Source organism: Roseburia amylophila, from assembly GCF_025567465.1.
GTDB lineage: Bacteria > Bacillota > Clostridia > Lachnospirales > Lachnospiraceae > Roseburia_C > Roseburia_C amylophila.
In genome coordinates this window covers 43,031-58,792 of sequence record NZ_JAOQKI010000013.1, presented here as the reverse complement: position 1 = coordinate 58,792, position 15,762 = coordinate 43,031, and the positions used below count along the sequence as shown (strand labels likewise).

General features: G+C 41.3%; 15 protein-coding genes. 3 read left to right on the top strand and 12 right to left on the bottom strand.

Annotated elements, in window-relative coordinates; translation table 11 throughout:
* Positions 1–47 precede the first annotated feature (47 nt).
* Entirely contained in the window at positions 48–1,526 is a 1,479-nt protein-coding gene (rho, locus tag OCV43_RS09585) for a transcription termination factor Rho (RefSeq protein WP_117699010.1), read from the bottom strand.
* A 208-nt stretch (positions 1,527–1,734) separates the two neighbouring features.
* On the opposite strand from rho, the gene OCV43_RS09580 reads away from it, so the two are divergent.
* From OCV43_RS09580 to OCV43_RS09570, 3 genes are read left to right on the top strand one after another with little or no spacing between them, the layout of a single operon-like run.
* A complete protein-coding gene (locus tag OCV43_RS09580; protein WP_022243131.1) occupies positions 1,735–2,886 on the top strand; it encodes an NAD(P)-dependent malic enzyme in 1,152 nt (383 codons plus the stop codon).
* The gene (gene mnmL / locus OCV43_RS09575; protein WP_262623958.1) at positions 2,886–3,830 is read left to right on the top strand and encodes a tRNA modification radical SAM protein MnmL/YtqA; all 945 of its coding nucleotides are present in this window, start codon (positions 2,886–2,888) and stop codon (positions 3,828–3,830) included. The genes OCV43_RS09580 and mnmL overlap by 1 nt, the downstream gene beginning before the upstream one ends.
* A 4-nt stretch (positions 3,831–3,834) precedes the next feature.
* Complete coding sequence (locus tag OCV43_RS09570; protein WP_117947616.1) at positions 3,835–4,350, top strand: DUF4364 family protein; 516 nt, start codon at positions 3,835–3,837, stop codon at positions 4,348–4,350.
* 129 nt (positions 4,351–4,479) lie between these two features.
* Here OCV43_RS09570 and OCV43_RS09565 read toward each other — a convergent pair whose 3' ends face one another.
* From OCV43_RS09565 to cysK, 11 genes are all read right to left on the bottom strand, one after another.
* Positions 4,480–5,079: a flavin reductase family protein gene (locus tag OCV43_RS09565; protein WP_117947615.1), complete on the bottom strand. Its 600-nt coding sequence runs from the start codon at positions 5,077–5,079 to the stop codon at positions 4,480–4,482.
* 82 nt (positions 5,080–5,161) lie between these two features.
* Complete coding sequence (locus tag OCV43_RS09560) at positions 5,162–6,814, bottom strand: putative manganese-dependent inorganic diphosphatase (protein WP_262623957.1); 1,653 nt, start codon at positions 6,812–6,814, stop codon at positions 5,162–5,164.
* 24 nt (positions 6,815–6,838) lie between these two features.
* A complete protein-coding gene (locus tag OCV43_RS09555; protein ID WP_022243136.1) occupies positions 6,839–7,633 on the bottom strand; it encodes a hypothetical protein in 795 nt (264 codons plus the stop codon).
* Between the two features lie 53 nt (positions 7,634–7,686).
* Positions 7,687–8,433 (bottom strand): tRNA (guanosine(37)-N1)-methyltransferase TrmD, encoded by a 747-nt coding sequence (gene trmD / locus OCV43_RS09550; RefSeq protein ID WP_118056818.1) that lies wholly within the window; start codon positions 8,431–8,433, stop codon positions 7,687–7,689.
* An 8-nt stretch (positions 8,434–8,441) separates the two neighbouring features.
* Positions 8,442–8,987 carry a ribosome maturation factor RimM gene (gene rimM / locus OCV43_RS09545; protein ID WP_022243138.1) on the bottom strand — a complete coding sequence of 182 codons (546 nt, stop codon included), beginning with the start codon at positions 8,985–8,987 and terminating at the stop codon, positions 8,442–8,444.
* Positions 8,988–9,149: 162 nt separating this feature from the next.
* A complete protein-coding gene (locus OCV43_RS09540) occupies positions 9,150–9,557 on the bottom strand; it encodes a hypothetical protein (protein WP_117840898.1) in 408 nt (135 codons plus the stop codon).
* Positions 9,558–9,650: 93 nt separating this feature from the next.
* Positions 9,651–10,103: a transcriptional regulator NrdR gene (gene nrdR, locus OCV43_RS09535; RefSeq protein ID WP_022243140.1), complete on the bottom strand. Its 453-nt coding sequence runs from the start codon at positions 10,101–10,103 to the stop codon at positions 9,651–9,653.
* Positions 10,104–10,267: 164 nt separating this feature from the next.
* Entirely contained in the window at positions 10,268–10,519 is a 252-nt protein-coding gene (locus OCV43_RS09530) for a YlmC/YmxH family sporulation protein (protein WP_022243141.1), read from the bottom strand.
* A gap of 61 nt (positions 10,520–10,580) precedes the next feature.
* A complete protein-coding gene (gene ychF, locus OCV43_RS09525; RefSeq protein ID WP_022243142.1) occupies positions 10,581–11,681 on the bottom strand; it encodes a redox-regulated ATPase YchF in 1,101 nt (366 codons plus the stop codon).
* A 423-nt stretch (positions 11,682–12,104) separates the two neighbouring features.
* Positions 12,105–14,735 (bottom strand): ATP-binding protein, encoded by a 2,631-nt coding sequence (locus tag OCV43_RS09520; RefSeq protein WP_262623955.1) that lies wholly within the window; start codon positions 14,733–14,735, stop codon positions 12,105–12,107.
* Between the two features lie 78 nt (positions 14,736–14,813).
* A complete protein-coding gene (gene cysK, locus OCV43_RS09515; RefSeq protein WP_022243144.1) occupies positions 14,814–15,749 on the bottom strand; it encodes a cysteine synthase A in 936 nt (311 codons plus the stop codon).
* Positions 15,750–15,762 lie beyond the last annotated feature (13 nt).

Here is a 15,762-nt window from a genome sequence, read left to right as displayed (position 1 = left end):
AACAGCTTATTTATTGTAGCATAGGAAAAGCTGTTATGCAAGTGTTTTTAAACAAATTTTGTCTTTTTTACAGTCTGGATATATTCCCGGTTGTTTTTCGTCCGGACAAACATATTCAAGATGCTCTCAACCGCTTCATCGGTACGCATGCCATTGATTGCCTTACGCATAATAAATACAGCCTCCTGCTCTTCCTGTGTCAGTAAGAGGTCTTCTCTTCTTGTACCGGATTTTACAATGTCAATTGCAGGGAATACACGTTTCTCAGATAACTTACGGTCAAGCACCAGTTCCATATTACCGGTTCCCTTAAATTCCTCGTAAACAACATCATCCATCTTGCTTCCGGTATCTACCAGTGCTGTTGCAAGAATCGTAAGGCTTCCGCCCTCACGCATATTACGGGCTGCACCAAAGAAACGTTTCGGCATATGGAGGGCTGCCGGGTCAAGACCACCGGATAAGGTTCTTCCACTTGGCGGAACTGTAAGGTTATATGCTCTTGCAAGTCTTGTAATACTGTCTAAGAGAATCATAACATCCTTCTTATGTTCTACCAGACGTTTTGCTCTCTCAATTACCATCTCGGATACTCTCTTATGATGCTCCGGCAATTCGTCAAAGGTAGAATAAATAACTTCTACATTTGGTCCTTCAATTGCTTCCTTAATATCGGTAACTTCCTCCGGCCGCTCATCAATTAATAAGATAATCAGATGCATCTCCGGGTTATTCTGCTTTACTGCCTGTGCCACACCTTTTAATAATGTAGTCTTACCTGCTTTTGGTGGGGAAACAATCATTCCACGCTGTCCCTTACCAATCGGAGATACTAAATCTACAATTCGCATTGCCATTGCACTATGGCTTGTCTCAAGCCGGATTCTCTCATCCGGAAAGATCGGAGTTAAATCTTCAAAATTCTTCCGCTTTACAGCCTCTGACGGATGCAGGTCATTAATAGAAGTAATGTATAATAATGCAGAGAATTTTTCAGCCTGTGTCTTAATTCTGGTATTTCCGGTCACAATATCTCCGGTTTTCAGATTGAACTTACGAATCTGGGATGGAGAAACATAAACATCATGCTCTCCCGGCAGATAATTTTCACAACGGATAAATCCGAATCCATCCGGCATAACTTCAAGAATTCCATGTGCCTTCACACCGCTGTCTAAGTCCTTGTTTTCTTCTGCCACACGCTCCGTTTCATCTTTTTCCGAAATATGCTCATCCGGTGTATGTCTTACTGTGCTTCGACGCATCTCGCCCTCATGTCCCCTCGCTGCATTTTCCCGGTGCGGACGTTCTGCGCGATAGGTTCTGGTTTCTGCTACCTGCTCCGTAGTTTCTGTTGTACCTTCTGCTTCTTTCTTTGCTTCCTGCACCTTTGCTTCCTTTTCATCTTCCGCCAGCATAGCTTCTACTAATTCAGCTTTCTTTAAGGTAGAAATTCCTTTCATTCCCCTTGCTTTCGCCAGTTCACGCAGCACTGCCGCAGAAAGACTTTCATACTTCTCTCTCATTCTATTCTCCTTACCTCTTGCTTATTTGATTATCTGCTAAATAATTGGGATTTCTTTTTGAAATAAAAATAATTGGAACGTAAGATTCGTCTTTTCGTATTATACAACAGTTTCTTTCAAATAGGAAGTCCTTTTTCTTGCTTTAAAAATTTTTTAATGATATGATACTAGACGGAAGTAATCAATGGCTAAGAAAAGGAGACGAACTATGGATACCAACGAAAAAGCAATTGAAATGCATAAAAAATGGAATGGAAAATTAGAAACCATCTCCAAGACACCGGTAAAGACCCGGGAAGATTTATCTATCGCATACACACCTGGTGTTGCGGCTCCTTGCCGTATCATCGCAGAAAATAAAGAAGAAGCTTATACCTATACCATGAAGGCCAACACCGTTGCCGTTGTATCAGACGGAAGCGCTGTTCTCGGTCTCGGAAACATCGGACCGTATGCAGCCATGCCGGTTATGGAAGGAAAATGTGTACTGTTTAAAGAATTTGGAAATGTCAACGCTGTTCCAATCTGCCTTGACACACAGGATACCGAAGAAATTATAAAAACTGTTAAAAATATTGCTCCAGGATTCGGCGGCATCAACTTAGAGGATATTTCCGCCCCACGTTGTTTTGAAATTGAAGAGCGTTTAAAGGAAATGCTTGATATTCCGGTCTTCCATGACGACCAGCATGGTACTGCTATTGTTGTTCTTGCCGGAATCATCAACGCTTTAAAAGTAACCGGAAAAGAAAAAGAAAACTGCCGCGTTGTTGTAAACGGTGCCGGTTCTGCCGGTGTTGCCATCACCAAACTGTTACTGACTTACGGCTTTAAAAATGTTATTATGTGTGACCGCATGGGAATCATCGGCAAAGATTATCCTGACTTAAACTGGATGCAGAAGAAAATGACCGAAGTTACCAACCTTTCCAATGAATCGGGTACCCTTGCCGATGCATTAAAGGGTGCTGATATCTTCGTTGGTGTTTCCGCACCAAATATCGTGACTCAGGAAATGGTTGCATCCATGAATAAAGATGCCATTCTTTTTGCCATGGCAAATCCTACTCCGGAAATCATGCCAGACCTTGCCAAAGCTGCAGGTGCTAAAGTGGTCGGAACCGGAAGAAGTGATTTCCCGAATCAGGTAAACAACGTCGTTGCTTTCCCGGGAATCTTCAAAGGTGCTTTAGAAGGACACGCTTCCCAGATTACAGAAGAAATGAAGCTTGCTGCTGCAAAAGCAATTGCAGGGTTAGTATCTGATGAAGAATTAAATGAAGACTTTATTATGCCGGAAGCATTTGACCCGCGTGTTGCCGAAGTGGTAAGCCAGGCAGTCAAATCACACATCCGCTAATGAAAAACGACACGATTTCACTGTGGGGGGAGAAGCGCTACCACTCTCTGGACTACTATTTAAAAAATACCTATCACGAAAAGGTATACCGGATTGCATTAAATGCCGGACTCAGTTGTCCCAACCGTGACGGACGCTTAGATACCAGAGGCTGTATTTTCTGCTCTGCCGGTGGCTCCGGAGATTTTGCCGCCTCTCCCACACTTTCTATCACAGAGCAGTTAGAAACTGAGAAAAGGATTCTGAGAGCAAAAAGAAACTGCAACAAATTCATTGCATATTTTCAGGCATTCACGAATACTTATGGTTCTGTGGAACACCTGCGGGATCTTTATATGCAGGCAGTAAATGACCCGGATGTGGTTATTATTTCCATTGCCACAAGACCTGACTGTCTGCAGCCTGAGATTCTTTCACTGCTTGCCGAAATCAATGAAAAGAAAACCGTCTGGGTGGAACTTGGTTTACAGACAATCCATGATGACACCAGAGTGTTTACACGAAGCGGCTTTACTTATGAGACTTTTCAAAAGAGTCTCTTCGCCCTTCACGCCCTTTCTATCAAGGTGATTGTTCATCTGATTTTAGGACTGCCCCACGAAACAAGAGAAATGATGTCTGCATCCGTTCAGGCAATTGCAAATCTCCCGGTCTGGGGAATCAAGCTGCAGCTGCTTCATGTATTATCCGGCACCGATTTAGCCGCTTATTATGAAAAGACACATTTTCCGGTATTTTCCATGGATGAATACTGTGAAATGATTATTGACTGTCTGGAGCTTCTGCCTCCGGAAATGGTGATTCACCGGATTACCGGCGATGGTCCGAAGGATTTACTGATTGCGCCGATGTGGAGCACCGGAAAACGGACTGTTTTAAATCAGATTCACCGCCGCTTAAAAGAACGGAATACTTACCAGGGACGCTTAGCAACGAAGAGGTGATTTTATGGCTGAACCAGCTACTTTATATAAATTAATTATTCTGCACATGCTTGAACATATTGATTTTCCATTGTCCAATGCACAGATTTCAGATTTCTTTTTAGACAGGGAATATACCGACTACTTTACGATTCAGCAGGTCATTCATGACCTGATGGATTCCGGGCTTGTCCGTACGGAAAACACCCACAACAGTACACGGTATATCATTACTCCTGCCGGAAAAGAAACGCTGCATTTTTTTCATAACAAAATATCCCCTTCTATTGAAGAAGATATTGCTGCTTATTTTCAGGCAAATAAGCTTGCCATTAAAACAGAAAATGCATATCTATCCGATTATTACAAAACACCGGAACAGGAATACGGTGTGCGATGCCAGCTCCGGGAAAAAGGCCGTACCCGCCTTGATTTTACTTTAACTGTCCAGACAAAGGAACAGGCGGAAGCCATCTGCACCAACTGGCAGAATCAGGCAGATGATGTATTTGCCTGTCTGATGGATTTACTTTTAAAATAAATATCTAAAATAAATGTTATTCAAAAAGCGGAACAACGAGAAGATTTTTCTCTCTGTTCCGCTTTCCATAATTTCTTATATTTTCAGTTATTTTGTCCTTTTTATTTTATTCTTTTTTATTTCGCTCTTTTACTTCGCTTTCTTCTTTCTGCCATTCTTTGAAGGCTTCTGCTTCTTTACGCTGTAACCAAAGCTTCCAAGCTTCTTACCCAGCAGAAAATATTCTCCATGGGAATAAGTCACCAGTCCGCTCTGATTCAGTTCGAATTTACCTTTTTCATTCATATAGGAATCATCAACGGTAACGCCTACTACATCTGCCAGAAACATATCATGGCTTCCAAGATGTAATATCTGGCTTACCTTGCAGGCAATGTTTACCGGACTTTCTGCAATTCCCGGTGCCGATACCTGCGGAAGGTTCAGTGGTGTCAGATGCATGGCATCAAACTTGTCAACGTCACGGCCGGATTTTACGCCACAATAATCTGTGGCACAGACCAGATCCTTCGTCACAAGATTTACAACAAATTCACCAGTTTCCGTGATTATTCCATGGGAATATCGTTCCGGACGGACAGATATGGAAAGCATCGGCGGATTCGTACATACCGTTCCTGCCCACGCTACCGTAATAATATTCGGTTTTTCTGTCGGTATCTGACAGCTTACCATCACTGCTGGAACCGGATATAACATATTACCCGGCTTCCATGTTTCTTTCGCCATTTCAATTCTCCTGTATAAGTTGTTATCTTATTTCTGTCTCTGATATGGGCATTTATACCTGCTATCATCCTGCCGTAAGCATTTACGCTTGCTGCAATCCTGCCATTAATGTCGGAATCATCTGTTTCTTACGGGATACTACTCCCTTTAAGTAAAAGCTGCCTGATTCATCCGGCTCTCCAAAGCACTCCTTTAAAAGGCTGCCTGCCTGTGCTCCGGCATAGATTACTTCCGAATTCTCATCCAGAATGTCCGTCAGCATCACAAATACGGCATCCAGTTTCTGCTCTCCCAATGCAATTTCCAGATATGGCTGCAGCTTCTTCTTCGCCATGCCAAGCTGCACGTCACTCATGGCACTAAGCTGTGCTACACCAAAATCAAATTCATCGGTATGGAAGGTTTTAAAATCCTGATAAAACAGTTCTTCTGTTGTCTTTTTCTTAAAATCACTGCCGGCTTCAAACATCTTCTTGGCCAGCTCTTCAATATCTACTTCTGCAATCTTCGCCAGTGCTTCTGCTGCTGCCCGGTCCATCTGTGTACAGGTCGGTGAACGGAACATCAAGGTATCTGAAATAATTGCTGCCAAAAGAATTCCAGCTGTCTTTTTATCAATGATTGCTCCCTTTTCCTGATACATCTGATAAATAATCGTTGAAGTACAGCCCAATGGCTGGTTCCGGAAAAATACCGGAGCAATCGTCTCAAGGCTGCCTAGTCGGTGATGGTCAATAATTTCTAAGATTTCTGCATCTTCGATTCCATCTACTGCCTGGGATTTTTCATTATGATCAACAAGGATCACCTGTTTTTTCTGTAAATTTAAAAGATTTCGTCTGGAAAACATACCGACATATTTTCCATTCTCATCCAGTACCGGAAAATCACGATGACGCACTTTAGACATAGTCTCTTTCACATCATCCACATAATCCTCTAATTCGAATGTAATCAGATGCTCCTTTTTCATAATATATTTAATCGGCATACTCTGATTAATCAAACGCGCCACGGTAAATGTGTCATATGGTGTGCTGATAAGCATACAGTCTTTCTCTTCTGCAAGCTGCACAATGGTCTTTGTAATCTTCGCTCCGGAACAGACAATCACACAGCTTGCATTCATTTCCAATGCACAGAACTGTGATTCATAACGGTCTCCTAAGATAACCATATCGTCATCTTCAATATACTGCTCCATCATATCCGGTGTGGTAGCCGCAACAACAACCTTACCTTTTATGAAGTAACCATGCTCATTTCCTGTTACAAGAGTTCCATTTAAAGTCTCAACAATATTCTTATACTGCGTCCGGGCAGTTGCAAGAATCCGGTTGTCCAATACATCCATATAGGATTTTGCAATATCACTGGTAACAACCATTCCCTGCAGATTGTTCTCATTGTCAGTAATCGGCAATGACACGACATCTAAATTCTTCATCAGCTCCCATGCCCGTTTAATGGAAATGTGACTGCTGACGCCCTCCGTTCTACGATATTCAATATCCTTAATCTGTGCACCGACATCTGTTATCAGTTCCGGTTCCGGTACATCAAAAAATTTTAGGACATACTTCGTCTCTTCGTTCATATGTCCTGCTCTTTTCGGTATAAAAATACCGTCCTCTGTTTGATTTTTTAAATCTGCATAGGCAATCGCCGCACAAATAGAATCTGTGTCCGGATTCTTATGTCCAATTACCCATGTCTTTCTCTTTCCCTGTGTCATATAATTCCTCGTTTTAACTACTGCTTAAAAATTAAATACTCCAAGAGAATATAGAATAAATGCCACCAATACTACAAAATTGATAACAGAAAACCAGGTTAAGCATTTTGCATAACCTTTTACGGTATTCAAGCTCTTCTCTAAAGTATCATTTTCCTCTAACTTAACGGTAAGCTCTTTAATTAAGTCCTGCATATTGCGGTAGCACTTTACATCTTCGGTATGTATTTTCTCAGCCAGTTCCAGTTTCATGCTGTCTAACTGCTGGGAAATTTCCTGTAAAGATGCCTGCATCTGTGCAGTCTGTTCTGCGGTTCTTCCGGTGGAATCACTTACGTCTGCTGCAATCTTTTCAGACAGTGCATTCAATTTTTCTTCTACACGGTTAATCATTTCTTCCATCTGACCGTGTACTCCGGTAAGAAGAACATCTGCTTCTGATTTACGTGCATTTAAAACATGCTGCAGTTCTTTTGCTTTTTCTTCTCTTTCATCTACGATATTCTGTAATTCCTGCACTTTGTCTTCTTTTGTAACAAGCAAAGCCTGAAGCTGTTTTGCTTTCTCACGGAATTCATCAATCTGCTTTAATAAGAAATCTTCCTTATCCATTCCTTTATCCACCTTACTGTTTGTCCTCTCTGACCTGTTATGCTGTTCGTTTTCTTTTAACGAAGGGGCTGCCTTTCTGGTCTCTGTATTTCTTATCTGTACCTTCTGTTGTGTCACCGGCTCTTTTCTGCTCCGGTCCGGCGTCCCATAACTCTTCGCATTTTTACGGTAAAACATCGTTTTCAGCACATCAAAAAAGCTTTTCACTACCGTCTTCCTCCTGCGGAATCTCTTCCATTCCTATTACTGCTAGACACATTCTAGCATTTACCCTGTGATTTGTCCAGCAAATGCTCAACCATTGCTTTCTCCTTTGCTGTCAAATCTGCATCTGCCAGCAAATCCGGTCTTCGTTCCATGGTTCTTTTAATGGATTGTTCTCTCCTCCATGCTTCTACCTTTGCATGGTCTCCGGAAAGTAAAATAGCTGGAACTTTCTTTCCCATCCAGTCTTCCGGTCTGCTATACTGCGGATATTCCAATAAATTTCCTTCAAAGGATTCTGTGGTTCCGGATTCATCATTTGCCAGTACGCCAGGCACCATACGGGATATCGCATCCACCATGACCATTGCCGGAAGTTCTCCTCCTGTCAGCACATAATCTCCAATCGACACATAATCCGTCACAATTTCTTCTAACACACGTTCATCGATGCCCTCATAATGCCCACAAAGCAATACCAGGTCTTCTTCCTTCGCATAATCCTTTGCCATTTCCTGCTGAAACGTATTGCCCTGAGGTGTAAGATATACTGTTCTTGGCTTTCTTCCAATCTTCTGCGCCACTGCCTGCCACGCATCATAAATCGGCTGTGCCTGCATTACCATCCCGGCTCCGCCACCATACGGATAATCATCTACTTTTTTATGACGGTCTAACGTATAATCCCGGATGTTAATTGTTTCTATATTTAAAAGTCCTTTGCCAACTGCTCTTCCGATGATACTGGTATTCAGTCCCCGTTCTACCATATCCGGAAATAATGTTAATATATGAAAATTCATTTTGCTACCTACTTCTTATTAATATCACGAAGCCCATTTAAAAGGTGTACCGTAATGGTGCCTTCCTCTATATTGACATTTTTTACACAATCCTTAATTGCCGGAAGTAAAATATCATCTTCCCCATCTTTATGTAATACATAAATGTCATTTGCACCGGTCTGAAGTACATCCTTTACTTCACCTAAATCTTCTCCGTCATCTCCGACTGCCTTTAAGCCAATCAAATCAGCCACGAAATATTCATTCGGAGCCAGCTTTACAGCATTTTCCCTTGTTACATATAGCCCTCTGCTCTTATACTTCTCTACATCATTTATATTATCAAATTCTTTGAATTTTAATATTACCAGATTTTTAAAGAAGCGCGCCTGTGTAACCTGAAGCTCCATCGGTTCTTTTCCAGTATCCAAAAATACCTGCTTCAGCTTTTTAAAACGCATGACATCATCTGTTGTCGGATATACCTTCACTTCGCCACGCACACCATGTGTATTGGTAAGTACACCTACCTGCAGCATTTCTTCCTTCCAGTCTTCCTGCACTTTCTTCATATCCTATCCTCTTTCTCTTATACTTCCCGTTCTTCAGGCAAGCCTGAATTTAATTATACAAAAGAAGCATAACTGCCGCAAGTAAAAAAGGTAAGATTCTTAAGAATTCTTAGGAATCTTACCTTCTAACGGTCTCTTACTTTTTTATAATCAAAATTGCTCTTATAAATTAAAGTTTTCTACATTTCGCACTTTTGCAGTATCCGTTGCAGTAATCTGCCGGATTCCGCTCTGTTCAATGTTCTCTCCAACAAAGAACTGATACTGCTGCAGTACCTGATCTTTGTGCATATCGGATAATGCCTTCTCAACATCCAGACTATGTATATCACTTTCAGAACCTTTCATCTCGTAGGTACGATCCGGCTGATACTGTGCTGCATAATCTGCTGCCCCAAAATCCTGTTCTCTTCGTACCGGAGTCTCTAAGGTATCCTTCTGCTGCTGTTCAGATGCACCGGCATCTGCTGCCGTCTTAACAACCGGTGTATCTTCTACTGCATTCCGGATATTCTGTATGCTGTTGTAATCGTAAAATCCCGCATTGGGACGAATTCCTGAAATATTCATAACGATCACGTTCCTCACATCATAATTATCTGCTACTAATTTTATCGGATAAATTCAACAAAAGTTAACCCTTTTCTCCAAAAAGATTTTCTTTTATTTATCCAGCATTTTCTTTAACTCATTCATAAAGGTATTTACATCCTTAAATTCACGATATACAGATGCAAAACGAACATACGCCACTGCATCTAAATCTTTAATCTTATCCATCAGGATCTCACCAATTACAGTACTTGGGATTTCCTTTTCTTCCCGATTAAAAATCTCTGTCTCCACTTCATCAACCAGTCTGGTTATCTGCTCCACGGATACCGGTCTCTTATGGCAGGCACGAAGTACACCTGCTTCAATCTTGGAACGGTCATACTGCTCTCTGCAGTTATCCTTTTTTATTACAATCAATGGAATTGTCTCAACTTTTTCATAAGTTGTGAAACGTTTTCCACAATCGTCACATAATCTTCTCCGGCGAATGGAGTTATTGTCATCTGCCGGTCTCGAATCAATTACTCTGGTATTTTCACTGCTGCAAAATGGGCACTTCATCTTTTTTCTCCTATTCTAAAAGCTACGCAAAACACGCTTTGTGAATTTTGCGTAAATAATACCGTTTTTCCATCACCAAACGTTCATAAAGAACTGCTGATATCAGCTTTTACAAATATTGGTCGTACTATTTTTAGTATAACTTTCTCGGATTCTTATGTCAACTAACTTTTCACATCTTCTACACAGACATCTACCAGAATAATATCCGGTCCAATCCGCACAACACGTTTCCATGGAATAATATATTCGCATGCCGGACAAAAAATACAGAAAAATTTTCCCGGCGCAGCTACAACCAGTGCACAGATTCTTCCATTGCACTCATCCAGTTCCAAATCCACCACATTTCCCAGGCAGCAACAGTCTGCAATATTAATCACCTGCTTTTCACACAATTCACAATAACGTATCATGTGCCTGCCCCACTGTGCCTTTTCTTCTATTTATACTATGCCGGATTTTTCAAAAGGTTCCTTATACGTTGAAACGGAATAAAATAATATCGCCATCCTGAACAACGTAATCTTTTCCTTCCAATCTTACCAGTCCCTTTTCTTTTGCTGCTGTCATGCTTCCACACTCAATCAGATGGTCATAGGATACCACCTCTGCACGTATAAATCCACGCTCGAAGTCGGTATGAATCTTTCCTGCCGCCTGCGGTGCCTTGGTTCCCTTGGTAATAGTCCATGCTCTTGTCTCATCTTCTCCTGATGTAAGGTAGCTGATAAGTCCTAACAATTTATAGCTTGCTGCAATCAGTTTCTCAAGTCCGGATTCTTTTAATCCAAGGTCCTCTAAGAACATTGCTTTTTCATCATCATCTAATTCCGCAATTTCCTGTTCAATCTGTGCGCAGATAACAAATACTTCACTGTTTTCTGCGGCTGCCTGTTCTCTTACTCTTGCAACATGTGGATTATTTGCGCCATCATCTGCAAGGTCATCCTCACTTACATTTGCTGCATAGATAACCGGTTTTGCAGTTAATAAATTATAAGATGCAAACCATGCCTGCTCGTCCTCATCATCACTCAACGGATAAGTCTTTGCCATCTTTCCTTCTTCCAGATGTGCCTTTAAGGATTTCAAAAGTGCCTCTTCTTTTGCAAGTGTCTTGTCCATTCTTGCCTGTTTGGTAACTTTTGCAATTCTTCTCTCTAAGATTTCAATATCAGAAAAGATAAGCTCTAAATTAATGGTCTCAATATCACGAACCGGGTCAATGCTTCCGTCTACATGGACTACGTTGGTATCTTCAAAACAACGTACAACATGAACGATGGCATCTACTTCACGAATATTGGCAAGGAACTGGTTTCCAAGTCCCTCTCCTTTGCTGGCTCCTTTTACAAGTCCTGCAATATCTACAAATTCAATGACTGCCGGTGTTACTTTCTTGGAATGATACATCTCGCCTAACACCTTCAGACGGTTATCCGGTACGGTTACGATTCCCACATTCGGGTCAATGGTACAAAACGGATAATTGGCTGATTCTGCGCCTGCTTTGGTCAGTGAATTAAATAATGTACTTTTTCCTACGTTTGGTAAACCTACGATTCCTAGTTTCATTTTATCTTTTACCTGTTCGAAAATCCTTAAGTTATCAGGTTTTTCGCCTTTCTATGTTATTTTACTACATAATTTATCATGCAAATTTTTAAGCTGTATCAAACTCTTTTCTGCCATGTTGGCAAAAGGAGCTTAATACAGCCTATTATTATATCATAAGTCTTATTATTTTGAAACCATCAAAATTTAAAGTTCATGTTTTCCGCCTATTATCGGTGAAAACTTTATTCATCCACAGATACCTCTGCAAGATTCCGGACAGAAAAATTGTCCTTTTCAAGTTGTTCTTTGGATTCCCTCTTGTTCTTTTCAATAGCACTTGCTTTGTTGAGGTCTGTCTCTACAAACACACTATAGTCTTACCACCATTGCAGGCAACCAGTGAAAAGACCAGCTTCTTTTATCCGGCTTCCGGTTCTCTTTTTATAATACTCTTTGAATAGCATCTACTACCTGCTGCCACTCTTCCATGGCTTTCGGATAAAAATGCTCTATCTTTTCGATGTTTTTTTCTTTTCCGGCACACTCCAGCTGGTAAAAGAAATCTCCAAGCGTTCTGGCTCCGATGCCCCAGGCTTCACCCTTTAATCCATGGGACTGGGTTACGAATGTTTTCCATAATTCGTTCATGTTTTCTGTATCTGTTGTAGTTTCTGAATCTATGATAGTTTCTGCAGTTTCTTTCATTGTTACTACATGATTTATCTTAAGAGTTTGGAATGCTTTCTCTAAATGATGCTGCTTCTTCTCTTTTTCTTTTGCAAAGATGCCTAACAATTCTTTATAGAACTGTTCATCTCCATCCGCATAGGATAAGCCTTCCTCTGCTGCAATTCCATTCTTCTCAAGATAATGTAATAAGCCTCTTAGCTTTATTATCTTTGTATCATCCATGTTTCCCTGGAAAACCATATTTTCTTCCGGCTGATAATCCCTAAGATATTTCTGCAGCATAATCTCCAGTGTACCCGGTTTTACCGGCTTGGTAATATACTCTGCAAATCCTTCGTTTTTGTACAGTTCTTTTGCACCAGCTGTTGCATTAGCGGTAAATGCCACTGCCTGCGTATAATGATTTCGTCCTTTCTCATCTGCACGGATGAGGTGCAGCGTCTCTATGCCATCCGGCTTTGGCATCATATGGTCTAAAAGAAGTAAATCATATGTTTTCTCTTCACATTTTTGAACGGCAGTATTTCCATCCATCACGGTTTCCATTTTAACCTTTGTCTTATGTAAAAGATGTTCTAATACCATCAGATTCTGCTCATTATCATCTACCGCAAGAATGGTAAAGCTGCTGTAATCCGCATTCATACTTTTCTCACTCTGCTTTGTAAAATGATGTTTTTCCGATACTTCTATCCACGGAATCCGAACCGTAAAGGTACTTCCCTTCGTCACTTCACTAATCAGGCAGAGGCTTCCACCCATAGCCTCTGCCAGCTGTTTCGCAATATCCAGCCCGAGACCGATTCCGTCTTTTCTGCTGTTCCTGGCAGTATTGCCCCGTTCAAAGCTTTCAAAGATTTTATCCTGCTCTTCTTTTCCTATTCCAATTCCACTGTCTGCCACAGCTATCTTCAAAAAGGTATCTCCATTTTCTGCTGCTTTTTCTACACCCAGCTCCACAAAGCCTTCATCTGTGTATTTCACCGCATTTTCCAGTAGATTTATGATAATCTGACGGATATGTGCCTTGTCTCCATAGAAATGTTTTCCTGGTTTTAATAATGGTTCCTCCATCCGCAGCCGGAAGTTTAAAGATTTCTTCTCTGCCTGTGGCCTCATCTGGGCTGCTGCGTCATGGATAACCTCTTCTAAAGCAAATGCATCCTTCTTTATCTGAAGCGTACCACTTTCTAACCGGGAAGCATCTAACACTTCTTCTATCAGTGCAATCATACTGTCACCGGCAGATGCAATTTCTCTGGTATATCTACGGATTTTCTCTTCTGATGTTTCTTCCGCAATCACTTCATTCATACCAAGTATCGTATGCATCGGAGTCCGCAGCTCATGGCTCACTTTCATTAAAAATCTGGTCTTGGCTTCATCCGCACTACGAAGTCTCTGCATCATTTCCAAGTTTTCTGTCTGATCGATAAACCAGAGCATGCAGCCATCTTTCTCACCATTTTCCACAATATCCTCCATACGAAGTTCATAGATGCGGTCATTTTTATGCAACAGCCTTTCCCGGTTTGTCAGTGCCTGCAGGATTTCTTTTTGCCTGCTTGCGGCACTTCCTACCTTTATTTCCGGGAAAAGTTCCTTCATACGCTGATTGACGGAGATAATTTTATTTTCTGCATCCAGGATAATCAGGCCTTCTTTTCCATAATGAAATGCATTATCCACAGCAGCCTGCTGAGAACCAAAATATCCATAATGAATCATTGCCATCATCATGCAGAACATCATAGTTGTCATGGCAATGACTACCGGATTATAACTGCCAAATACACCCAGACCCTTTAAGATTAATTCCAGTGCAAAAGTTCCCACACCTGCTATCATATAGAGAATCCGTTTCTTATGAATTGGCGAACTCTCCCCGTAACGCATGATACACAAAATAAGTACCGCAAGTATTACCGTTCCCAGATGTATATAATGTAGTTTCCAGATGATTCCGGGTATAACTTCAATCCGGTGATATATGCCATCTTTCAATATCCGCATTGTTTTATAAAAATATGGATGATATTCTGCCGTAAATACTCCTGTCAAAACAATTGTATTAATTACTGCCTGAATAAAATAAATAAATTTAGGAATTTTAAGTCTTCCAAACTCCGATGCAAACCAGAGAAATGCCATTAAAAATCCTGCCTGTCCCACATACTGGATACACAGCCCGGCAAGTGCCTCACCAACGGTATCCGAATGCACCAGTTCCAGATGAACTCCCACCACAAACAGCATGGAAAAAATATCATAAATAATAAATGCAAGCTGTGCTTTGGAGCGCTTTTTACGAAGGCAGATTGCCAACATAAAAAGCATCAGGATAATCGCTATAATATTTACCGACACAAGAAAATAGAACATACTTATTTTCCTTTCGTAAAAGTCTTTTTGACTCTTTTACCATATTATAGCGGAATGCCTGATGCTTTTCCACTGATTTTATTTTGCAAATAAAGGAGTAGATAAATAGCGGTCCCCGGAATCCGGAAGCAATACCACAATGTTCTTTCCTTTATTTTCTTTTCTTTTTGCCAGCTCAACAGCTGCCTTTAATGCAGCTCCTGCACTGATTCCCACAAGAATTCCCTCGCTGCGGGCAAATGCTCTTCCTTCTTCAAAGGCATCATCATTTTTGATTGGAATAATCTCATCGTAAACAGAAGTATCCAGTGTATCCGGAATAAATCCGGCACCGATTCCCTGAATTTTATGAGGTCCGACTTTTCCCTGGGAAAGAACCGGACTGGTTGCAGGTTCTACTGCAACAATGTGTACGGACTTCTTCTGCTTTTTCAGATATTTTCCAACTCCGGTTATGGTTCCACCGGTTCCGACTCCTGCCACAAAAATATCAACGCTGCCTTCTGTCTGTTCCCAGATTTCCGGTCCTGTGGTTTCTTCATGGGCTTTTGGATTTGCCGGATTTTCAAACTGTCCTAAAATAATTGAACCTGGAATCTCTTTATGAAGTTCTTCTGCTTTTTCGATTGCACCCTTCATTCCCTTATACCCGGAGGTCAGTACAATCTGTGCTCCATACGCCTGCAGAAGATTCCGACGCTCTACCGTCATGGTTTCCGGCAATGTTAAAATTGCATGATACCCTTTTGCAGCCGCCACAGAAGCAAGTCCGATTCCCGTATTACCGGAAGTTGGCTCGATAATCGTAGCTCCCGGCTTTAATTTGCCCTTTCTCTCTGCATCTTCAATCATGGCAAGAGCCACTCGGTCTTTTACCGAACCTGCCGGATTAAAATATTCCAGCTTGGCAATGATTGCCGCATCCTCTACACCTGCCTCTTTCATATAATTATGAAGATAGAGCATCGGCGTCTTTCCAATCAGTTCCGAAGCACTGTCCACTATTCCTTTCACACACGTTTCCTTC